This window comes from Streptomyces sp. NPDC016562 (genome assembly GCF_043076955.1).
In the GTDB taxonomy this organism is placed as follows: domain Bacteria; phylum Actinomycetota; class Actinomycetes; order Streptomycetales; family Streptomycetaceae; genus Streptomyces.
Window position 1 is genome coordinate 122,467 of sequence record NZ_JBIBRZ010000001.1, and the last position, 20,761, is coordinate 143,227.

General features: G+C 71.8%; 18 protein-coding genes. 4 read left to right on the top strand and 14 right to left on the bottom strand.

Translation table 11 applies throughout. The annotated features are described in order from the left end of the window. The first annotated feature begins 266 nt into the window (after positions 1-266). Positions 267-935 (top strand): bifunctional DNA primase/polymerase, encoded by a 669-nt coding sequence (locus ACF059_RS00550; RefSeq protein ID WP_392049651.1) that lies wholly within the window; start codon positions 267-269, stop codon positions 933-935. 90 nt (positions 936-1,025) lie between these two features. On the opposite strand, the gene ftsY is transcribed toward ACF059_RS00550, so the two are convergent. Next, entirely contained in the window at positions 1,026-2,243 is a 1,218-nt protein-coding gene (gene ftsY, locus ACF059_RS00555) for a signal recognition particle-docking protein FtsY (protein WP_392049654.1), read from the bottom strand. A 355-nt stretch (positions 2,244-2,598) separates the two neighbouring features. Here ftsY and ACF059_RS00560 point away from each other — a divergent pair, with 355 nt between their 5' ends. Next, positions 2,599-3,585 carry an LLM class flavin-dependent oxidoreductase gene (locus ACF059_RS00560; protein ID WP_392049656.1) on the top strand — a complete coding sequence of 329 codons (987 nt, stop codon included), beginning with the start codon at positions 2,599-2,601 and terminating at the stop codon, positions 3,583-3,585. Positions 3,586-3,626: 41 nt separating this feature from the next. Here ACF059_RS00560 and ACF059_RS00565 read toward each other — a convergent pair whose 3' ends face one another. The 4 genes from ACF059_RS00565 to ACF059_RS00580 form a co-directional block, all read right to left on the bottom strand. Next, a complete protein-coding gene (locus tag ACF059_RS00565; protein ID WP_366864896.1) occupies positions 3,627-5,060 on the bottom strand; it encodes a sugar porter family MFS transporter in 1,434 nt (477 codons plus the stop codon). Positions 5,061-5,291: 231 nt separating this feature from the next. Further along, positions 5,292-9,245 (bottom strand): AAA family ATPase, encoded by a 3,954-nt coding sequence (locus ACF059_RS00570; protein ID WP_392049659.1) that lies wholly within the window; start codon positions 9,243-9,245, stop codon positions 5,292-5,294. A gap of 186 nt (positions 9,246-9,431) precedes the next feature. Further along, the gene (locus ACF059_RS00575; RefSeq protein WP_030032603.1) at positions 9,432-9,650 is read right to left on the bottom strand and encodes a hypothetical protein; all 219 of its coding nucleotides are present in this window, start codon (positions 9,648-9,650) and stop codon (positions 9,432-9,434) included. Positions 9,651-9,999: 349 nt separating this feature from the next. Further along, positions 10,000-10,281, bottom strand: coding sequence for an acylphosphatase (locus ACF059_RS00580; protein ID WP_361951456.1), 282 nt, complete (start codon positions 10,279-10,281; stop codon positions 10,000-10,002). A gap of 136 nt (positions 10,282-10,417) precedes the next feature. Between ACF059_RS00580 and ACF059_RS00585 the strand changes: the two genes are divergently transcribed. Beyond that, positions 10,418-11,287: a CAP domain-containing protein gene (locus ACF059_RS00585; RefSeq protein ID WP_392049664.1), complete on the top strand. Its 870-nt coding sequence runs from the start codon at positions 10,418-10,420 to the stop codon at positions 11,285-11,287. 39 nt (positions 11,288-11,326) lie between these two features. Here ACF059_RS00585 and ACF059_RS00590 read toward each other — a convergent pair whose 3' ends face one another. Further along, a complete protein-coding gene (locus ACF059_RS00590; RefSeq protein WP_366864899.1) occupies positions 11,327-11,929 on the bottom strand; it encodes a flavodoxin family protein in 603 nt (200 codons plus the stop codon). A gap of 126 nt (positions 11,930-12,055) precedes the next feature. Between ACF059_RS00590 and ACF059_RS00595 the strand changes: the two genes are divergently transcribed. Then, a complete protein-coding gene (locus ACF059_RS00595; RefSeq protein ID WP_392049667.1) occupies positions 12,056-12,460 on the top strand; it encodes a winged helix-turn-helix transcriptional regulator in 405 nt (134 codons plus the stop codon). Here ACF059_RS00595 and mutM read toward each other — a convergent pair. The 8 genes from mutM to ACF059_RS00635 form a co-directional block, all read right to left on the bottom strand. After that, positions 12,433-13,293 (bottom strand): bifunctional DNA-formamidopyrimidine glycosylase/DNA-(apurinic or apyrimidinic site) lyase, encoded by an 861-nt coding sequence (gene mutM, locus ACF059_RS00600; protein ID WP_366864900.1) that lies wholly within the window; start codon positions 13,291-13,293, stop codon positions 12,433-12,435. The two genes, ACF059_RS00595 and mutM, sit on opposite strands and share 28 nt — an antisense overlap. Positions 13,294-13,466: 173 nt before the next feature. Further along, positions 13,467-14,312, bottom strand: a complete 846-nt coding sequence (gene rnc / locus ACF059_RS00605; protein WP_366864901.1) for a ribonuclease III — start codon at positions 14,310-14,312, stop codon at positions 13,467-13,469. Positions 14,313-14,331: 19 nt separating this feature from the next. Continuing rightward, positions 14,332-14,505, bottom strand: coding sequence for a 50S ribosomal protein L32 (gene rpmF, locus ACF059_RS00610; RefSeq protein WP_003965982.1), 174 nt, complete (start codon positions 14,503-14,505; stop codon positions 14,332-14,334). A 2-nt stretch (positions 14,506-14,507) separates the two neighbouring features. Beyond that, positions 14,508-15,158: a DUF177 domain-containing protein gene (locus tag ACF059_RS00615; protein WP_360894773.1), complete on the bottom strand. Its 651-nt coding sequence runs from the start codon at positions 15,156-15,158 to the stop codon at positions 14,508-14,510. Positions 15,159-15,297: 139 nt separating this feature from the next. Then, positions 15,298-16,311 (bottom strand): DivIVA domain-containing protein, encoded by a 1,014-nt coding sequence (locus tag ACF059_RS00620; RefSeq protein ID WP_392049670.1) that lies wholly within the window; start codon positions 16,309-16,311, stop codon positions 15,298-15,300. 103 nt (positions 16,312-16,414) lie between these two features. After that, a complete protein-coding gene (coaD, locus tag ACF059_RS00625) occupies positions 16,415-16,894 on the bottom strand; it encodes a pantetheine-phosphate adenylyltransferase (protein ID WP_392052954.1) in 480 nt (159 codons plus the stop codon). Positions 16,895-16,908: 14 nt separating this feature from the next. Beyond that, positions 16,909-17,487, bottom strand: a complete 579-nt coding sequence (gene rsmD, locus ACF059_RS00630) for a 16S rRNA (guanine(966)-N(2))-methyltransferase RsmD (RefSeq protein ID WP_360894581.1) — start codon at positions 17,485-17,487, stop codon at positions 16,909-16,911. 44 nt (positions 17,488-17,531) lie between these two features. Further along, positions 17,532-20,747: a helicase-related protein gene (locus ACF059_RS00635; RefSeq protein WP_392049673.1), complete on the bottom strand. Its 3,216-nt coding sequence runs from the start codon at positions 20,745-20,747 to the stop codon at positions 17,532-17,534. Positions 20,748-20,761 lie beyond the last annotated feature (14 nt).

Genomic DNA, 20,761 nt, shown 5'->3' on the forward strand with positions numbered 1-20,761 from the left:
TCGATTCCACAAACGCCACCATTCGCCACCCCTTCGAATGAACTCGCCACCGGCCAGGCGCGATTCACTTGACACCGAGGTGAAACGGATCGGATGGACTGGAGTGCGCTCGGGGCGCGCGCGGCGAGGAGTGCGCCGGGCAGCCGTACGGGCGCACACCGCGGCGGACCGCCGCCGGGCCGGGAGCACGCGCGGGCCGGCGGCGGGGAGAGTCCGGCCGATCTCGTAACCACCGGCACGTCCGACCCGTTGGAGGGGGCATGGGCATGGGCTTCACGATCGGCGGCAGCCGCAGCACCAAGGAGTTCCGTTCCGGCGTCCGGCGCCGCGGCCGGAGCTGCGACTGCACGGCGGTGGCGGAGTACACCGGGCTGTGGGGCTGGGACGTGGTGCCCGGCGCCCGCGCCGCGGCGCCCGCCCGCGACTGCTCCTGCGGGGACGCGCGGTGCCCGGCGCCCGGCGCCCATCCGCTGCCCTTCGCCCCCACGGTCAAGGCCGGGGCCACCCTCGACGAGGTCACCGAGGCCTGGAACGAGTACCCGGGCGCGGCCGTGCTGCTGCCCGTGGGCGCCGCCTTCGACGTCATCGAGGTCGCCGAGGAGGCCGGGCGCCGCGCGCTGGTACGGCTGGAGCGGATGGGCCTGCCGCTGGGCCCGGTCATCGGGACCGCGGACGGCCGGGCGCAGTTCTTCGTGGCCCCGGGCGCGGCGGCCGAACTGCCCCAGCTGCTGTACCGGATGGGCTGGGACGACGCGGACCTGGACCTGCGGGCCCTGGGCCCGGGGTCCTACGTCACGGCCCCGCCCTCCGACCGTGCGGGACTCGGCCGGGTGGCCTGGCTGCGGCCGCCCGCGCTCGACGCGGCCGGCGGTCCGCCGCACGCCCGGCTGCTGCTGGGCACCCTCGCCTACCTGTGCCACCGCTTCCGCCGGTAGTCCCCCGCGCATGACGGTGCCCCCGCGTTCCGGCCGGAAGACCGGACGGAAGACGGGGGCACGGGTGTCGGCTGTCGGCTCGGACCGCGCTCAGTCGCCGATCAGGGCGTCGACGAACGCCTCCGGCTCGAACGGGGCCAGGTCGTCCGGGCCCTCGCCCAGGCCGATGAGCTTGACCGGGACGCCCAGCTCGCGCTGGACGGCGACGACGATGCCGCCCTTGGCCGTGCCGTCGAGCTTGGTCAGCACGATGCCGGTGATGTCCACGACCTCGGCGAAGACGCGGGCCTGCGTCAGGCCGTTCTGTCCGGTGGTGGCGTCCAGGACCAGCAGGATCTCGTCCAGCGGGCCGTGCTTCTCCACGACGCGCTTGACCTTGCCGAGCTCGTCCATGAGGCCGGTCTTGGTGTGCAGGCGGCCGGCGGTGTCGATGAGCACCACGTCGGCGCCCTCGGCGATGCCCTCCTTGACCGCGTCGTAGGCGATCGAGGCCGGGTCGCCGCCCTCGGGGCCGCGCACGGTGCGGGCGCCGACGCGCTCGCCCCAGGTCTGGAGCTGGTCGGCGGCGGCGGCGCGGAAGGTGTCGGCCGCGCCGAGGACCACGCTGCGGCCGTCGGCGACGAGCACGCGGGCGAGCTTGCCGGTGGTGGTGGTCTTGCCGGTGCCGTTGACTCCGACGACCATGATCACGCCGGGCGTGTCCTGGCCGCTCTCCGTCTTCACGGCGCGGTCGAAGTCGGTGCCGACCAGCGTAAGCAGTTCCTCCTTGAGCAGGGTGCGCAGCTCCGCCGGGGTGCGGGTGCCGAGCACCTTGACCCGCTCGCGGAGCCGGTCGACGAGCTCCTGGGTCGGCACCACGCCGACGTCGGCGATGAGGAGGGTCTCCTCAATCTCCTCCCAGGTGTCCTCGTCGAGGTGCTCGCGCGACAGCAGCGTGAGCAGCCCCTTGCCGAGGGAGTTCTGCGACCGGGCGAGCCGGGCGCGCAGCCGGACCAGGCGGCCCGCGGTGGGCTCGGGCACCTCGATCGCGGGCGCGGCCGGGGCGGTGTCGGCGGGCGCCGGCGCGACCGGCGCCTCCGCGGGGGCCGCGGCCTCCGGGAGCGCGACCTCCTCGATCGTGCGGCGCGGCTCTTGCGCCGTCTCTACGGCGTCCTCCCCCACCTGCGGTTCGGCAGGCGGGGCAGTGATGGTCGGCGTGCTCGACGGTGCCGGGGGCAGCTGCTTCTTCTTGCGGCTGCTGACCACGAGCCCGCTGATCGCGCCGACCGCGACCAGGGCGATGACTACAGCAAGGATGAGGATGTCCATAACCCCCCCAGTATCGGCCACGGGCGGCCCGTACCCCGGACCTCGGGCGGTGAGATCGGGACGTACGGCTCTGTTTGTGGTTTTAGCGGGACATCTACGATGATGATCAGAATCCCCCGCCCCCTCCCCCACGGAGCCCCCGCATGCCTGCCCAGCCAGCCGGCCAGCTCCCCCGCGATGATGGTCGCGGGCATCGGGACCATCGCGGTACGACGGCCACGGGCGCGCCGGCCGTGGCCGGGGAGCACGCGCCCGCCGGAGCCCTGTCCAACTGACGCCGCGTCAGCTAACGTCCCCCTTCGCCCGCGCATCGCATCCGCATCCGCATCCGCATCCGGCGAAGGGGGACTCCTCCATGCCCATCACCGTGGCCCGGTTCAATCTCGTCGATCCGAACGGCACCCCCGAAACCCTCTCCGCCCGCTACAGGGCGGCCCTGGAGATGGCCCGGTACGCGGACGACCGCGGGATCGACACCGTCCAGACCGAGGAGCACCACGGCGCCGCCAACAACTGGCTGCCGTCCCCCTTCGCCTTCGCGGGCGCCGTCTTCGGGGCCACCCGCCGGATCGCCGTCACCGTCTCGGCGATCATCGGCCCGCTGTACGACCCGCTGAAGGTGGCCGAGGACATCGCCGTCCTCGACCTGCTGAGCGGCGGCCGCCTGGTCACCGTCGCCGGCATCGGCTACCGGCCCGAGGAGTACGAGCAGCACGGCGTGGAGTGGGGGCGGCGCGGGAAACTCCAGGACGAGCTGCTGGAGACCCTGCTGAAGGCGTGGACCGGCGAGCCCTTCACCTTCCGCGGCCGCACGGTACGGGTCACCCCGAGGCCCTTCACCCAGCCGCACCCGCTGCTCCTGGTCGGCGGCAGCTCCGAGGCGGCGGCCCGCCGCGCCGCCCGTCTCGGGCTGCCCTTCTTCCCCAGCGCGCACCTGCCCGAGCTGGAGGCGTACTACCAGGCGAGGCTGGCGGAGTACGGCACGGAGGGCTTCTGCATGATGCCGGCGGCCGAGACCCCGCTGCTGCACATCGCCGAGGACCCGGACCGGGTCTGGGCCGAGCACGGCGAGCACTTCCTGCACGAGGCGGCCACGTACGCCTCCTGGCAGTCCAAGGACATCCGCAGCGCCGTACGGTCGGCCGCGCGCTCGGTGGCGCAGCTGCGCGCGGAGGGCGTGTACAGGGTCCTCACCCCGGACGAGGCGGTCGCCTACGCCCGGGGCGCGGGCGAGGCGGGGAACCTGGTCCTGCACCCGCTGTGCGGCGGGATGCCCCTGGACGAGGGCTGGCGCAGCCTGCACCTGCTGTGCGAACAGGTACTGCCCCGGCTCAAGGACTGAGCCGGGGCAGTATCGAGGAGAAGGGGCGTTGGCGGGGGTGGTTACCCCATCTCCTCCAGCGCCTTGCCCTTGGTCTCCGGCACCCACTTGAGGATGAACGGGATCGAGAGCAGGGCGAAGACCGTGTAGATGACGTACGCGCCGGACAGGTTCCAGTCCGAGAGCGACGGGAACGAGACGGTGATGACCCAGTTGGCGACCCACTGGGCCGCGGCGGCGACGCCGAGCGCGGCGGCCCGGATCCGGTTGGGGAACATCTCGCCGAGCAGCACCCACACCACCACGCCCCAGGACAGGGCGAAGAAGAGCACGAACGAGTGCGCGGCGATCAGCGCGACCGTGCCCTGCGTGTCGGGCATGTGGATGGCGTCGCCCGTGCCCTCCTTGTACGAGAACGCCCACGCGGCGAGGCCGAGCGAGAGGGCCATGCCCGCGGAGCCGATGAGGGCGAGCGGCTTGCGGCCGATCCGGTCGACGAAGATCATCGCGATCACCGTGCCGACGATGTTGATGATCGACGTGGTGAAGGAGTACAGGAACGAGCTGGTCGGGTCGATGCCGACGGACTGCCACAGCGAGGAGCTGTAGTAGAAGATCACGTTGATGCCGACGAGCTGCTGGAAGACCGAGAGGCCGATGCCGATCCAGACGATGGGCAGCAGGCCGAAGCGGCCGCCGAGCAGGTCCTTGAAGGTGGACTTGTGCTCGGAGCGCATGGCCAGCTCGATCTCGGCGACGCGGCCGTCGAGGTCGGTGTGCGCGCCCTCGACCTCGCTGAGCACCTTCTTGGCGTCGTCGGTGCGGCCGACCGAGATCAGGAAGCGGGGGGACTCCGGGATGACGAAGGACATCAGCCCGTAGAGCACGGCCGGGACGACCATGACGCCGAGCATCCACTGCCAGGCCTCCAGGCCGGCGAGGGTGCCGCGCTGGTCGCCGTCGGCGAGGTTCAGGATGCCCCAGTTGACCAGCTGGGAGATGGCGATGCCGATGACGATGGCGGCCTGCTGGAAGGAGGCGAGCCGGCCGCGGTAGGCGGGCGGGGACACCTCGGCGATGTAGGCGGGGCCGATGACGGAGGCCATGCCGATGCCGAAGCCGCCGATCACCCGCCACAGGGCCAGGTCCCACAGGGCGAAGGGGAGGGCCGAGCCGACGGCGCTCGCCGTGAACAGCGCGGCGGCGATCTGCATGCAGCGGATGCGGCCGATCCGGTCGGCGAGGCGGCCCGCGGTCGCCGCGCCGAGGGCGCAGCCGATCAGCGCGGCGGCGATCACCTGGGCGAGTGCCTCGGAGCCCACGTCGAAACGGTCGCGGATCGCGACGACGGCGCCGTTGATGACGGAACTGTCGTAGCCGAAGAGGAAGCCGCCCATGGCCGCGGCCGCGGTGATGAAGATGACGTGCCCGAGGTGGTCGGGCTGCGACGCGGATCGGCCGCCGGGTGCCGGCGCCTGCGCTGTGCTGCTGGTCAAGGTGTGCTCCGTGGGGGTTTCGTCCGTTCTCCCAGTGGCGCACAGTTCAAGATCGGGCACCACTCGAAGACCGGAGACAGCGGAGCGAGCCTATTCGTTCATTTCCTGAAGTCAATACCTGACGTGAACTTCACGTAACGCCTCAGGGACGCCCCATGCCGAACCGCTGAATTCAATTCTTGAAGCTACCTGCGCGTTTACCCCGGGAGGCGCGCGGTATGCGGGGGGCCGTCACCGAAGCCGCTGGCTGATGACCTTCGAGACTCCGTCGCCCTGCATCGAGACGCCGTAGAGCGCGTCGGCGACCTCCATCGTCCGCTTCTGGTGCGTGATGACGATCAGCTGCGAGCTCTCCTGGAGCTCCTCCATGATCCGGATCAGCCGCTGGAGGTTGGTGTCGTCCAGCGCGGCCTCGACCTCGTCCATGACGTAGAACGGGCTCGGGCGCGCCTTGAAGATGGAGACCAGCAGGGCCACCGCGGTCAGCGAGCGCTCACCGCCGGACAGCAGCGACAGCCGCTTGACCTTCTTGCCCGGCGGGCGGGCCTCCACGTCGACGCCGGTGGTCAGCATGTGCTCGGGATCGGTCAGGACCAGCCGGCCCTCACCCCCGGGGAACAACCGCGAGAACACCCCCTCGAACTCGCGGGCCGTGTCCCGGTAGGCCTCGGTGAAGACCTGCTCGACGCGCTCGTCGACCTCCTTCACGACCTGAAGGAGGTCGGCCCGGGTCTTGCGGAGGTCCTCCAGTTGCTCGCTGAGGAACTGGTGGCGCTCCTCCAGCGCGGCGAACTCCTCCAGCGCGAGCGGGTTGACCTTGCCGAGCTGCTGGTAGGCGCGCTCGGCCGCCTTGAGCCGCTTCTCCTGCTGGGCGCGGACGAAGGGGCCGGGCCGGTTGCGGGGGTGCTCCGGGTCCTCGGGCAGCTCCTCGCCGTCGGCGGGCGGGGACGGGGGCACCGGCTGGTCGGGGCCGTATTCGGCGACGAGCCCGGCGGCCTCCATGCCGAACTCCTCCAGCGCCTTGGCCTCCAGCGCCTCGATGCGCAGCCGCTGCTCGGCGCCGAGCACCTCGCCGCGGTGGACGGAGTCGGTGAGCTTGTCGAGCTCCCCCTTCAGCTCGCGCCCGTGGTTGCGCGCCTCACCGAGCTCCCGCTCGCGCAGGCCCTTGGCGTGTTCGGCCCGGGCGCGCTCCTCCTCGGCCCTGCGGAGCGAGACCTCGACGTGAGCGAGGAGCTGCCGGGAGCCGTCGGCCACCGCCCGGGCCACCTCCGCCTCGTGGCGCAGCCGTGCGCGACGCCGCTCGGCGCGAGCCCGGGCCTCGCGCTCGGCCCTGGCCCCGCGGTCCAGGGAATCCGCCCGTCCGGCCAGCGCCTTGACCCGCTCCTCGTGCGTCCTGAGCTGGAGCCGGGCCTCCATCTCGGTCTGCCGGGCGTTGGCCCCGTCCGCCGCGAGCCGGTCCCGCCGGGAGCTGTCCGGCTCCTCCTCGGCCGGCATCTCCTCGGCGGTGGCGAGCCGCGCGGCGCATTCCTCTACGTCGGCCAGCGCCTGCTCCAGCGCGCCCTGCGCCTGGGCCGCGGCGGCGGCACTGCGCTCGGCTTCGCCGGCGGCCCCCTTCGCCTGCCCGGCGAGCCGCCCGAGCTGCTGGGCGACCCCGGCCCGGGCCTGTTCCGCGGCCCGGCGCCGCTCGCCGAGCTCCTCCACCCGGGTGGCCGCGTCCTGACGCCGCGCCTGGGCGGCCGCCTGGGCCTCGCCCAGCTCCTGGCAGCGCACGCCCAGCCGGGCGAGCTCCTGCGCCGCCTCGTCGACGGCGGCCTGCACCTCGATCAGGCTGGGCGCGCCCGCGGAGCCGCCCTGCGCGAGGTGCGCGCCGAGCACGTCCCCCTCCAGGGTCACGGCCACCACGTCGGACCGCCGCGAGACGAGCGCCTCGGCCGCATCCAGCGTGGGCACCACGACGTAGTCCCGCAGCACCCAGCCAACGGCGCGCAACACCTCGCCGTCGCCGCCGATCAGCGAGGCAACGGCCACGCCGGCCTCGTCGGCCGCGCCCACAAGGCTGGGGCTCCGCCCCACACCCCGCTCCTCGACCGCCGAAGCCGGTGCCTCCGCAACCACCACCGGCACGGGGCCCGGGACCTGGCCCGGCAGGGCGACCGGACCGGCGTGGTCCGGAGCCTCGCCCGGCAGGGCAGCCGACGCGCCGTGGTCCGCGGCCTGGCCTGGCAAGGCGGCCGGACGGGCAGGATGACCGGCCCCGCCCGTCACGGCGGCTGACCCGGCGGGGTCCGAAGCCTGGCCCGGCAGGGCAGCCGGACCGGCAGGATCACCGGCCCCGCCCGGCGCGGCAGCCGGCGCGGCGGCGTCCGAGGCCTCGCCCGGACGGGCATCCGGACCGGCGGGGTCCGGAGCCTGGCTCGGCACGGCGGGGGCTGGGGCCTGGGTCGGTAGGGCGGGGGAAGCCGGGCAGGGGGGTGGTGGGGTGATCAGGAGGGTGGCGCGGCCTGCGTCCGTGGTGCGGAGGTGGCGGATCGCCTCGGCCGCAGCGCCCGGGGAGGTCACCGCGAGCGCGTCCGCCGCCGAGCCCAGCGCCGCGGCCACGGCCGCTTCGTAGCCCGGGGTCACCGACAGCCGCTCCGCCGCCGGTCCCAGCAGCCCCGCCAGCCGCTCGCGCGCCGCGAGCAGCGCGCCCGTACCGTCCTTGCGGCGCAGCCCCATCGCCAGCGCGTCCCGCCGCGCCGACACCGCCGCCCGCGAGCGCTCGGCCGCGGACAGGGCGTCCCGCGCGGCCGACAGCCCCGCCTCCGCCGCCGTCAGCTCCGCCCGCGCCGCCTCGTGGTCGGTGTCCGCCGACGGGTCGTCGAGCCCGCCGACCTCCTCCGCCAGCGCCTCGTACTCCGCCTGCGCGGCGGCGGCCCGCACCTGCGCCTCGTCGCGCGCCGCGACCAGGCGGTCGATCTCCGCCTGCGCCGCCCCCGCCCGGGACCGGGCCGCGCCGAGCCGGCCCGTCAGCCGGGCCAGTCCCTCGCGCCGGTCCGCGATGGCCCGCGCGGCGTCCCGTAGCCGCCGCTCCTCCTCCGTGAGCGCCCGCTCCAGCTCGGCCCGGTGCGCGGAGGTGTCCTCCAGGGCGTGCGAGGCCGCCTCCAGGGCCGCGGTCAGCTCCGCCTCCTGCTCGCGGATCCGCTCGGCCTCCCGCTCCATGTCCTCGGGGTCACGGCCGCGCCGCTCCTCCTCCACCGGGGCCGTCGCGCTCTTGACCCGCGCGTCCGCCAGGGACGCGGTCCCCCGTACCCGTTCGGCCAGCTGGGACAGCTCGTACCAGGTCTGCTGCGCCCGCTGCAGCCGCGGCGCGAGCTCCCGTACCGCTTCCTCCAGCTCCGCCTCGCGCCGCAGCGCGCCCGCGAGCTGGGCCTCGGCGGCCTCCTTGCGCTCCTTCAGGGCCGCCTCGTCCGCGATCTCCGCGTCGAGCGCGCGCCGCAGCACGACCAGGTCGTCCGCGAGCAGCCGCAGCCGCGCGTCGCGCAGGTCCGCCTGGATCACCGCGGCGCGCCGGGCGACCGCCGCCTGCCGGCCCAGGGGCTTGAGCTGGCGCCGCAGCTCGTCGCCCAGGTCCTGCACGCGCGCCAGGTTGGCCTGCATCGCGTCCAGCTTCCGCAGCGCCTTCTCCTTGCGCTTGCGGTGCTTCAGGACGCCCGCCGCCTCCTCGATGAAGGCGCGGCGCCCCATCGGGTCGGCGTGCAGTACGGAGTCCAGCTGGCCCTGGCCGACGATGACGTGCATCTCGCGGCCGATGCCGGAGTCGGAGAGCAGGTCCTGGATGTCGAGCAGGCGGCAGGTGTCACCGTTGATCTGGTACTCGCTGCTGCCGCCGCGGAACATGATCCGGGTGATGGTGACTTCGGCGTAGTCGATGGGCAACGCGCCGTCGGAGTTGTCGATCGTCAGGGACACCTCGGCGCGCCCGAGCGGCGGCCGCCCGGTGGTCCCGGCGAAGATGACGTCCTCCATCTTCCCGCCGCGCAGGGATTTGGCGCCCTGCTCGCCCATGACCCAGGACAGCGCGTCCACCACGTTGGACTTGCCGGAGCCGTTCGGACCGACCACGCACGTGATGCCGGGTTCGAAGCGCAGGGTGGTGGCGGAGGCAAAGGATTTGAATCCGCGCAGGGTCAGGGACTTGAGGTGCACGCCGCCGGACTCTACCTTTCGCGTCCGGTTTCACCCATGAAGGTGCAGGGCACAAGTGACGCTGAAGGAGTCAGGCCCCTCACCCGGCCCTCTGGTACCAAGGAGGGCCCGCGGAAAGAAAGAAGGGACGCCGGAGCGTCCCTTGCAGATCAAGCGGGGCTGGATTCGAGCGACGATGAGCGCGGATCAGGTGAGCGCAGGCTCCGCCTGGGGTACGTCGATGTCGATGCTGTCCAGCAGCGAGTCTCCGTCGTGCTGAGCGGCGGCCGCGTTCAGCGCGTCATTTTCGGACTGAATCCGTACGAGCTCGGACTCAAGGTCCTGGACGCGCTGCTGAAGCCGTCGCATCTCGGCGAGGAGTCGCGGATCGGAACCGCCGACGTAACCGAGAAGCGCCTTTGCCATGATGGATGGTCCTCCACACTGAGTGACCGACCGAAGCGGTGTGGGTCGTGAGGGAATCGCACCCGCGGATGTCCGACAGCGACTGACAGTCACTGCGCTTACTACTGCCAACACTGTCAAACAGCTCAGGTGCGCGGGGCTTCCAGCGTCTCACCAAAAAGTTTGACGGTCAACACGATCACGCCCCGTATCGGCGGGCACCCCGACCCTCGCAGCGGGCGTGGAGATCATCCTTATCTCCGAGCCTTCCACGAATCCCCCGCGTCGGCAACGTGTCGGCGACGAATGCCCAGTTCCGACCAGGTGCGGGCGGGCGAGGGGTGTGATGAGTCCATGATCAGTCGATCCGTTACCGCATCCCGAAGCCGTCGTAGCCACCGCGCGGTGTGCCCCAGATCTCTGTCACCCCGTCCACCCGGCCGGGCGTGTCGGCGGACCGCAGCCAGTCGAGCAGCCGGTGGCAATTCTCACGTTGACCTTCGGCCACCACCTGTACTCGCCCGTCGTCGAGGTTGAGCGCGAAGCCCACGACTCCCCCGATCTCCAGAGCGTTCTCCCTGGTGAACCATCGGAAGCCCACTCCTTGTACACGGCCGCGCACCCAGGCGGTCAGGCGTACCTCTTCATTCATGCGTGAACGCTAACCGCGCGAACACTTCCGGCACACATCGCCCTCTGGCCCCATGGCGTACAGTCGCGCACCAACGAACTCACCCATTTGGGCGAGTAAGGGATGATCTTGACCCGGCAAGGAAGGCACGACACCGATGGGACGCCACCGACTCCCCGCCGCGCCGCGCCGCGGCGGCAAGCACGGCACCGCCCTGCGCACCGGCCTGCTGGGCGTCTCGGTGGCCGTGGCCCTCGGCACCGCGGCCGTCACCACCGGCATGGTGCCGGTGGGCGGCTCGTTCCCCTACGTGGGCGTCGACGCCCAGGACGCGGGCCGTGCGAACGAGGCCGCGGCGAAGCCCTCGCCCCGCCCCGACAGCACCCCTGAGCAGCAGGGCGGCCTCGCCAACCTGTCCGGCCGCGCCTCCGCGGGTACCGGCGCGGGCTCCGCCTCCGCGTCCCCTTCGGCCTCCCCGACGCCCTCCGCGTCCGCCTCGCCGAGCCCGAGCGCGAGCCCCTCCGCGTCCGCCTCGCCGAGCGCCCCGCCCTCGGCCAAGCCCGCCCCCACCACCAAGGCCCCGCAGAGGCCGGCCCCGGTCCCGGCCCCCTCGACGGCGGCCCCCGTGGTCCCGCCGGCCGGTGACGGCCACTCCGCGGAGGAAGCCGCCGTCGTCGCCCTGGTGAACCAGGAGCGCACCCAGGCCGGCTGCGGACCGGTCCGGGCCAACCCGCCGCTGGCCGCGCTGGCCGGAGCCTTCAGCAAGGACATGGCCGTCCGCGGCTTCTTCAGCCACACCGACCCCGACGGAAACAGCCCGTGGGACCGCGCCGCCAATGCCGGCCTCTCGGGCCTCGGCGGCGAGAACATAGCCCGCGGCCAGGGCGACGCCGAGGCCGTCATGAAGGCCTGGATGAACAGCCCGGGTCACAAGGCGAACATCCTCAACTGCGAGTTCCGCACCCTGGGCGTCGGCGCTCACTTCGCCGCCGGCGGCCCCTGGTGGACCCAGGACTTCGGCTTCTGAGTCCCCGCGCAGCGCCCGGACGACGGGCCCTGACGGGACCTACGCCGCCAGGGCCGCGCGCCCCGCGATGACGATGCGGGTCTGCTCGGCCACGCGGCGGCCCAGGTGCTCCGCGGTCGCGATGTCGGCCTTGTGGACGGCGTCCGCACCCTGGTCGGCGTTGGACTGCGCGGCCGCGCCGGAGAAGAAGCCGAGGCGGTTCAGGTCGTTCTCGGAGGCCGTGCTGGCGTTCCAGCCCGGCTTCAGACCCAGGTTGACCCAGCTCATGCCGTGCTGCGCGGCCAGCGTCTGGAAGTACTGCAGGGTGTGCAGCTTGTCGCCGCTCTTGGACGAGGAGTTCGTGAAGCCGGCGGCCACCTTGTCCTGCCAGGCGTCGGCGAACCAGCGCTTCGAGGTGGCCTCGGCGAAGACGTGGAAGGCGCCGGACGCGGTGCCCATGTAGGTCGGGGAGCCGAAGACGATCGCGTCGGAGGCGTCGAGGAGCTCCCACTGCGCGTCGTCGATCTCGTCGACCTTGATCAGGTGGACGATCGCTCCGGCGTCCAGGGCGCCGCCCCGCACCGCTTCGGCGATGACCGCGGTGTGGCCGTATCCGGAGTGGTAGGCGATCGAGACGACGGGGGTGTGCGTGATACCGGACAAGGCTGATCTCTCCCTCGGGTGAACTCTCGCCGCAGCCCGGAACGAGGTGCGACGGGAGAAAGAGAAGCACTAACTTTTAGAAAGCGCAAGCTACAGGTTAGCGCTGCCGGGGAGTACGCTTGAGGCATGGAGACCCCTGCCTGTACCGAAGAGGCCGCATCCGACCTGCCCTTCGACGTGTTCGCGCGCAGTTGCCCCTCAAGGGAGACGCTGGAGCACGTCACGGGACGCTGGGGCAGCCTGACCGTGGGCGCGCTGCGCGAGGGCTCGTGCCGCTTCAACGAGCTACGCCGCCGGGTGGAGGGCGTCAGCGAGAAGATGCTCTCCCAGACCCTGCACGCGCTGGAGCGCGACGGCATCGTCCACCGCGAGGCGCAGCCGACGAACCCGCCGCGCGTCGACTACGAACTGACCCCGCTCGGCCTGGAGGTCGCGGACCGGCTGCTCGCGCTCATCCACTGCCTGGAGGGGAACATGCCGGCGGTGCTCAGCGCCCGGGAGACCTACGACGAGGCGCGCGGCGGCCGCTGACAGCGCGGGCAGAAATAGCTCGACCTGTTCATCCACGGCCGGCGCCGCATCGGCGTACCGCAGCGCCGGCAGGGTTCGTCCTCGCGCCCGTAAGCGTCGAGCGAGCGGTCGAAGTAGCCGGACTCCCCGTTGACGTTCACGTACAGGCTGTCGAAGCTGGTGCCGCCGACGGCGAGCGCCGCGTTCATGACGTCCCGGACATGGCCGAGGAGTTCCGCGCTCCGGGGGCGCGTGAGCGTGGCCGTGGGGCGCTCGTAGTGCAGCCGGGCGCGCCACAGCGCCTCGTCCGCGTAGATGTTGCCGACACCGCTGATCAGCGACTGGTCCAGCAGGGCCCGCTTGACGGTGCTCCGCTTGGCGCGCAGTGCGAGGTGGTAGGCCACCTCGTCGAACAACGGGTCCAGGGGGTCGCGCGCGATGTGCGCGATGACGTCGGGCAGGCCCTCGGGGGTGTTGTCGTGCAAGGAGAGGCCGCCGAAGGTCCGCTGGTCCACGAAGCGCAGCTCGGTCCCGGCCGTGTCGTCGAACCGCACCCGGATGCGCAGGTGCTTCTCGTCCGGGGCGTCCTGCGGCTGTACGAGCAGCTGCCCGCTCATCCCCAGGTGGCCGAGCACGGACAGGTCCCGCCCTTCCAGGGGCAGCCACAGGTACTTGCCGCGCCGCTGCGGCACGCCGATGGTCTCCCCGCGCAGCCGCGCAGCGAAGTCGGCCCCGCCGGCCGGGTGACGCCGTACGGCCCGCGGATGCAGGACCTCCACGGTCTCGACGGTCCGTCCGGCCACCCAGCGCTCCAGCCCCCGCCGCACGACTTCGACTTCGGGCAGCTCGGGCACGGGGAACCTCCGGTGGGGGTGCGGATCGGACGGGGACCGGACGCCGGCAGGAAGCCGGCCGGCCACGGCCGGTGGGCGGGCCGGGCGCCTGCCGCGAGCGTACCGGCCGCCCCGGGAACGGGACCGCCCGCCCCTGCGAGGCAGAGGCGGGCGGTGGGATCCCGAAGGAAGGGTCAGGCGTCGGGCGCCGCATCGGCGGGCGTCGGCACCCCGCCGTCCTCGGCCTCGGCCTGGGCCGGAGCCTCGGCCGGAGCCGCCGCGGCAGCGGCAGCCGCCGCGATCCGCTCGTCCGCCGCGGCACGGATTCCGCGCCAGGCGGACTCCGCAGCCTGCTGTTCCGCTTCCTTCTTGCTGCGGCCGGTGCCGGTGCCGTACGAGACACCACCGACGCGAGCGGCAGCAGTGAAGGTCTTCTCGTGGTCCGGACCGGTCTCGGTGACCAGGTATTCCGGCACACCAAGACCTTCGGCCGCCGTGAGCTCCTGGAGACTGGTCTTCCAGTCCAGGCCGGCCCCGAGGTTCGAGGACTTCTCGATGAGCGGGTCGAAGAGCCGGTGGACCAGCTCCGAGGCCGCGTCGAGGCCCTGGTCGAGGTAGACCGCGCCGATCACCGCTTCAAGGGTGTCGGCGAGGATGGAGGCCTTGTCCCGGCCACCCGTGCCCTCTTCACCCCGGCCGAGCCGGATGAAGGAGCCGAGTTCGAGGCCGCGCCCGACCTCCGCCAGTGCACGCGAGTTGACCACCGCGGCCCGAAGCTTGGCCAGCTGGCCTTCGGGGAGATCCGGGTGGGTCGTGTACAGCGTGTCCGTGACCACCAGGCCCAGCACGGAGTCCCCGAGGAACTCCAGCCGTTCGTTGGTGGGCAGACCGCCGTTCTCGTACGCGTACGAGCGGTGGGTCAGTGCACGCACCAGAAGGGCGGACTCGAGTCGATACCCGAGCCGCCCTTCCAGAAGCGTGTGGGACGAGGCCGCGTTGTTACTGTCTGCCTGCTTCTCAGCGTTGGACAGCTCAGACATTGCGCCTCTCACCAGCCGCTCAGACCTCGAGGACCTGGCGCTTGTTGTAGGTGCCGCAGCTCGGGCACGCAATGTGCTGGAGCTTCGGCTCCTGGCAACGCTCGCACGAAACCAGGGTGGGGACCGCAGCCTTCCACTGCGACCGGCGGTGGCGCGTGTTGCTGCGCGACATCTTCCGCTTCGGAACAGCCACGGCTACTTCTCCTGCTTCTCGGCGGCGCCCTGAACTCCGTCAGAGGCAGTGCCGCTCATGTTGTCCTTCTCGTCGTCCTGATCGGTCACGACGAGTCCTTGCAATGCCGCCCAACGGATGTCGACGGCGTCATGGTGGTGGTCCGGGTCGTCGTTCAGGCTGAGCCCGCAATCGGGGCACAGTCCGAGACAGTCCTCCCGGCACACCGGCTGCAGCGGCAGTGCGAGCACCACCACGTCGCGCAGCACGGGTTCGAGGTCGAACAAACCGTCCTCGAGGAAGAGCGTGTCCTCGTCGTCCTCGGCGTCGTCGGCCGGCTCCGCCTTGGAGCGGGTCCGGTCGTCGGCGTCAGGGTACGAGAACATCTCCTGGAAGTCCGCCTTGAGCTCGCGCTCGACGGACTCCAGACACCTTACGCACTCCCCCACGGCCGATGCACGGGCGGTGCCTGTGACAAGCACCCCTTCCATGACCGACTCCATGCGGAGCTTGAGCTTCAGCGGGGTGCCCTCCGGCACTCCGATGACTCCGGCGAGACCGAGGTCCGCCGGTGCCGCGATCTCACGGGACAGCCGCTGCATGGCACCAGGACGCCGACCCAGCTCGTGCGTGTCGAACACGAGGGGGTTGCGGTGGTCGAGGCGGGTATTCAGGGCCGTTCCTGCTTTCACAGATCGCTGAAGATCAAAAATGCTGCATTCGTACCGCCCGCAAGGGCAGCACGGATCGCGGTGCATACGCGCGACCGAACAGCCAGGATACCCTCAGCCGCGCCCAGCACCCAATCCGGTGCTAGCGCCCCTGTTCGTACTGGCGCAGCTGCTCCAGGTTGATCATGCTCGTGTCGAAGAAGCTGGTCTCGTCGAGCGCGGGCTGCTGCGCCTGGGGCTCCTGGTACGCGGCGTACGGATCGGGCTGCTGGTAACCGGCGTAGGGGTCGGGCTGCTGCTGGTAGCCGCCGTAGGGGTCCTGGTAGGCGTAGGCGTCCTGCTGCTGCGCCGCGGGCTGCTGGTAGCCGTACGTGTCGTACACCGGCTCGGGCTGCGCCGGGATCGGCGCCTGCGCCGGAGCCGGCTGGGGGTCGGCCAGTCCCGCCAGGAAGTCCGCGTCGCTCGCCGAGCGGGACGGCTGCCCGGCGGCCGCGTCCTGGGCGGCCATGTGCGCCCCGAGGTCGTCCGTGGGGACCCGGCCCAGCAGCTTCTGGCGGCCCCGGCCGACGGCCTCCAGGGTCTTGGAGAGCACGGCCTCGAAGGTCGCCAGCTTGGTGTCCACGTAGGCGTCCGCCTGCTGGCGCTGCGTCTCGGGGTCGTGGCTGCGCTCGGGCGCCTCGGCGTCCGCGTAGCCGTGCTCGTCGAGCCCCGGGCCGCGGCCCAGCAGCTTCTCCCGGCCCCGGTCCACCGAACCGATGGTCTTGGTCAGCACGACCTCGAAGTTCGCGAGCTTGCTGTCGACGTAGTCGTCGGCCTCGGCCCGGATCTCCGCGGCCTCGCGGCGGGCCTCCTCCAGGATCCGGTCCGCCTCCGCCTGGGAGCGCCGGGCGATCTCGGTGTCGGAGATGAGCGAGCCGCGCTGGTTGTGGGCGGACTCGATGATCCGCTCCGCCTCCCGGCGGGCCTCCTCGACCATCTGCTCCCGGCCGCCGATGAGCTCCTGGGCCTGCGCGAGCGAGCCGGGGAGCGCCTGGCGGACCTCTTCGAGCTGGGCGAGCAGCTCGGCGCGGTTGATCACGCAGGAGGCCGACATGGGCATGGACCGGGCGCCGCCGACGGCCGCGACGATCTCGTCGAGCTTCTTCTGCACGTCCATGGGGGCTCGCACTCTCTCGGCCTCAGGCGGTTCCTGAGACGGACGGGACGACTGTAAGGCCAGCGGCCGTGCGCCCGACACTGACTGACGGGGCGTCAAGATCTCAGCGCTCGGCGAGCCGCTCGACGAGCGCCGCGTGCACGTGCGCCGGCAGCAGGTGGGTGACGTCGCCGCCCCAGGTCGCGACCTCCTTGACCAGCGAGGAGGACAGGAAGCTGTAGGTGGGGATGGTCGGCACGAAGAGGGTCTCGACGCCGGACAGTCCCATGTTCATCTGGGCCATCTGGAGCTCGTAGTCGAAATCGCTGACCGCCCGCAGCCCCTTGACGATGGCCGGGATGTCGCGCTGCTTGCAGTAGTCGACGAGCAGTCCGTGGAAGGACTCCACCTCGACGTTGCCGTAGTCGGCCGTCGCCTCGCGGATCAGCTCGATCCGCTCCTCGACGGTGAACAGGCCCTTCTTGGACGGGTTGATCATCACGGCGACGTGCACCACGTCGTAGAGCCGGGAGGCGCGTCCGATGACGTCGAGGTGTCCGTTGTGGATGGGGTCGAAGGACCCCGGGCAGACGGCGCGGCGCAACTGAACTCCCTCGTTCATGACTCTTCGCTGGTGAAGGCGGCGCGGCCGTACCACAGGGTGCCCTCGCCGTACTTGCGTGACCGGAGCGGCTCGAAGCCCTCGGGCCACGGGAAGGCACCGGTGCGGGTGCTGCGCTCCACGGTGGCGAGCGCATCGTCCGTGAGCCAGCCATTGGCGCGGAGTGTGAGGAGGATCTCCCGCAGGTCGGCGCTGTCCACGGCGTACGGCGGGTCGAGGAAGACGATGTCGTACGGGGCCCCGCCCGCGGCGCCCGCCACGATCTGCTCGGCCTTGCCCGCCCGGAATTCGGCGCCGGGCAGGCCCAGCGCCTTGATGTTGTCGCGGATGGCCTTGGCGGCCTTGGCGTCGGTCTCGACGAGCAGGGTGTGGGCCGCCCCGCGGGAGAGGGCCTCCAGGCCTACGGCGCCCGAGCCCGCGTACAGGTCGAGCACCCGGGACCCCTCGACGCCGTGCAGCGACTCCCAGGTGGAGAACAGGCCTTCGCGCATCCGGTCCGAGGTCGGCCGGGTGCCGGTGCCCGCAGGCACGGCCAGCCGTCGCCCGCCGGCGCTGCCGGCGATCACGCGGGTCATCTGGGGGGTCCTTCAATCTTCGGGGACGTGGGGCACTCCCATTGTCAGCCCTTCTCCAGGTACTGCTCCCGCTCGGTGTCCAGCAGGGCGTCCAGGGCGGTGCGCAGGCCGGGCAGCCGCTCCAGCTCGGGATCGGCGGCGACGACGCGGGCGGCCTCCTCCCGGGCCTGGGCGATGACCTCCTCGTCCTCGATGACGGACAGCACGCGCAGCGAGGAGCGCACCCCGGACTGGGCCTGGCCGAGGACATCGCCCTCGCGGCGCTGTTCCAGGTCGATCCGGGAGAGCTCGAAGCCGTCGAGGGTCTGGGCGACGGCGGTCAGCCGGGCCCGGGCGGGGCTGGCCTCGTGCATCTCGCTGACCAGCAGGCACAGGCCGGGTGCGGAGCCGCGGCCGACACGGCCGCGCAGCTGGTGGAGCTGGGAGACGCCGAAGCGGTCGGCGTCCATGATCACTATGACGGTGGAGTTCGGGACGTTGACGCCGACCTCGATGACGGTGGTGGCGACCAGCACCTTGACGTCGCCGGCCGCGAAGCGGCGCATGACGTCGTCCTTGTCGGCGGGGTCCATCCTGCCGTGCAGCACCTCGACGCTCAGACCGGCCAGGGGGCCGCGCCGGAGCTGCTCGGCGATGTCCAGGACGGCGAGCGGCGGCCGCTTCTCGGCCTCGTCCTCGGCGGAGGCCTTCTTCTTCGGCTCCTCCTCGTCCCCGATGCGCGGGCAGACCACATACGCCTGGTGGCCGTTCTCCACTTCCTCGCGGACCCGCTCCCAGGCCCGGGCGAGGAAGTGCGGCTTGTCCTTGGCGGGCACCACGTGCGTGGCGATCGGCGAGCGCCCGGCGGGCAGCTGGTCCAGGACGGAGGTCTCCAGGTCGCCGAAGACGGTCATCGCGACCGTGCGCGGGATGGGGGTCGCCGTCATCACCAGCAGGTGCGGGGGCTGCTTGCCCTTGGACCGCAGGGCGTCGCGCTGCTCCACCCCGAAGCGGTGCTGTTCGTCGACGACGACCAGCCCGAGGTCGTGGAACTGCACCTTGTCCTCGATCAGCGCGTGCGTGCCGATCACGATCCCGGCCTCACCGGTGACGAGGTCGAGCAGGGCCTGGCGGCGCGCGGGCATCCCCATGGAGCCGGTGAGCAGCACCACCTTGGTGCCCTGGTCGGAGCCGCCGAGCATGCCGCCCTCGGCGAGCTCGCCCATCATCTCGGTGATGGAGCGGTGGTGCTGCTGGGCGAGCACCTCGGTGGGCGCGAGCATGGCCGCCTGTCCGCCGGAGTCCACCACGGCGAGCATGGCCCGCAGCGCGACCATGGTGTTGTGCGTGACGGTGAAGTTGTCAGTCACATAGGCATGGCTCGGGTGCTCGACGCTGATGCACTGGACCGGCTTGGCACCAACGTGCTCGACATTCCGAATACCGCGGCGGAAGGTGTTGTACTTCGGCCTCGGCCGCATTCGTGCCGACTTGCGCGGCAGCCGGAACGGCTCGAACTCCTCAGGCAAGGCAACAGAGACGTTGAAGGCCGCCTTCTTGGGCAGCACACGAGCACGTCCACCTAGAGAGCGCACAAGCCAGGCCACGTCCTCCGCCAACCGGGGCGAGGCAGAGCAGAACGAAATACTCATTCCGTTCGCGTCAAGCGTCCCGTCCGTGTCCATGAGTCCTTGAAGGACCGCCAAACGGTCCTTGACCGATGCGTTCTTGTAGACATCCGGGACGAACTTGTCGTGTGAGGTGGCACCCCACAGCCCCAGGTCACGAACCGCCTGGATGACGGGATTCCGTCGAGTGCCGCCCCTCGGCCCGCTCATCCGGATCGTGTAGTCGCAGCTGGATCCGGGAACCTCGGCCATCTCACAGCCCGGGGCCACCGCAGCCTCGACCGCGGCCAGGATCTCCCCGTCCGCGGTGGACAGTCTCAGGTTGTGTCGGAACGAGCCGTCGCCGATGAGAACGCCCATCAGGTAAGGATCAAGCGGTTGGTGGTCACCGTTCCCGAGGTCTACGGGGACGGCTACCGGCAGGTACCACTTGGAAGATCCATTGGCCTTGCGCAGGTCCGATCGGATCTCCCTTGTGGTCATCACCTTGGGCTCCTGGCCGCGGTGCCATCCACAACTGGTGCCGACGATCCACAGGTGTTCGTCGTCGCACTCGACCGAGCTCCCGTCCGAGAGCACCACCCTCCACACGTCGCGTTCCCCCTGAGGGAAGACGCCCCCGACGAGTGCGATCTCGCCGCTCGGCACCACCACCTCGTCCCCGACCTCGATATCGCCCATGGGCCGGAAGCCCGCAGGCGTCAGCACCAGCGAGTCGAGGGGCTGGGCCTTGCCGGAGCCGACCTCGCCCTGGAGGAGGCGGTGCATGGGGTGGCTGGTGGCCAGGTCGTCGAAGATCTCCTTGGAGACGCTCTGCTGGCCCTCGGTGAGGGTGAAGGGCAGCTTGGCGTCGAAGGAGTCGAGCAGGCCGCCGGGTGCGGGGCGGCGGGGGACGGCCGGGAGCTGGGCGTCGGCGTGGCGGCGGCGGGCCAGGGCGACCTGGAGGACGAAGGCCTCGTCCCACTTCAGGCGCTGCCGGGCGTCCTCGACGTCGGCCTTGGTGGCCGGCCGGTGGATCTTCAGCAGGGCTTCGGGGAGCGGGACCAGTCCGCGGCCCTCGCGCAGGGCGGCCGGCAGCGGGTCGAGGACCTCCTGCGTGCGGGGCAGCACCGCGTCCACGCACTTGGCGATCTTCCAGGACTCCAGCTTCGCGCAGGCCGGGTAGATCGGGATGAGCCGGCCGGCGAAGGCGGCGGCCGCGTCGGACTCGCCGGCCTCCTTGCCGAGCGGCTCGTACGCGGGATGGGCCAGCTGGAGCTTGCGGTTGAACAGGGAGACCTTGCCCGCGAACATCGCGCGGCTGCCCGGCAGCAGCTCCTTGTGCGGCTTGTGGACGCCGGCGCCGAAGAAGACCAGCTGGAGGCGCCCGCTGCCGTCGGTGATGGTGACTTCGAGGCGCTTGCCGCCGCCGCGGCTGCCCTGGTAGGTCAGCAGCCGGGCGTCGGCGACCTGCGCGACGACGGTCACGTGCTCGTCGATCTGGTCGGCCAGGTCGGCGAGCGAGGTCAGCTCACCGCGCTCGGCGTACCGCCGCGGGTAGTGGTGGAGCAGGTCCAGGGCCGTGTGCAGGCCGAGCTGCTCGGCCAGCACCTTGGCGGTGGCGGGTCCGAGCGTCTTCTTGAGGTCTTCGTCGAGCGCGGGCACGTGTTCCATTGCACACCATGGCG

What these genes read in the sequence shown, in the direction of transcription:
- ACF059_RS00550 (WP_392049651.1), top strand. Translation starts at nt 267, where the DNA reads ATGGGCTTCACGATCGGCGGCAGCCGCAGCACCAAGGAGTTCCGTTCC.
- ftsY (WP_392049654.1), bottom strand. Translation starts at nt 2,243, where the DNA reads ATGGACATCCTCATCCTTGCTGTAGTCATCGCCCTGGTCGCGGTCGGC.
- ACF059_RS00560 (WP_392049656.1), top strand. Translation starts at nt 2,599, where the DNA reads ATGCCCATCACCGTGGCCCGGTTCAATCTCGTCGATCCGAACGGCACC.
- ACF059_RS00575 (WP_030032603.1), bottom strand. Translation starts at nt 9,650, where the DNA reads ATGGCAAAGGCGCTTCTCGGTTACGTCGGCGGTTCCGATCCGCGACTC.
- ACF059_RS00580 (WP_361951456.1), bottom strand. Translation starts at nt 10,281, where the DNA reads ATGAATGAAGAGGTACGCCTGACCGCCTGGGTGCGCGGCCGTGTACAA.
- ACF059_RS00585 (WP_392049664.1), top strand. Translation starts at nt 10,418, where the DNA reads ATGGGACGCCACCGACTCCCCGCCGCGCCGCGCCGCGGCGGCAAGCAC.
- ACF059_RS00595 (WP_392049667.1), top strand. Translation starts at nt 12,056, where the DNA reads ATGGAGACCCCTGCCTGTACCGAAGAGGCCGCATCCGACCTGCCCTTC.
- rnc (WP_366864901.1), bottom strand. Translation starts at nt 14,312, where the DNA reads ATGTCTGAGCTGTCCAACGCTGAGAAGCAGGCAGACAGTAACAACGCG.
- ACF059_RS00620 (WP_392049670.1), bottom strand. Translation starts at nt 16,311, where the DNA reads ATGGACGTGCAGAAGAAGCTCGACGAGATCGTCGCGGCCGTCGGCGGC.
- rsmD (WP_360894581.1), bottom strand. Translation starts at nt 17,487, where the DNA reads ATGACCCGCGTGATCGCCGGCAGCGCCGGCGGGCGACGGCTGGCCGTG.
- ACF059_RS00635 (WP_392049673.1), bottom strand. Translation starts at nt 20,747, where the DNA reads ATGGAACACGTGCCCGCGCTCGACGAAGACCTCAAGAAGACGCTCGGA.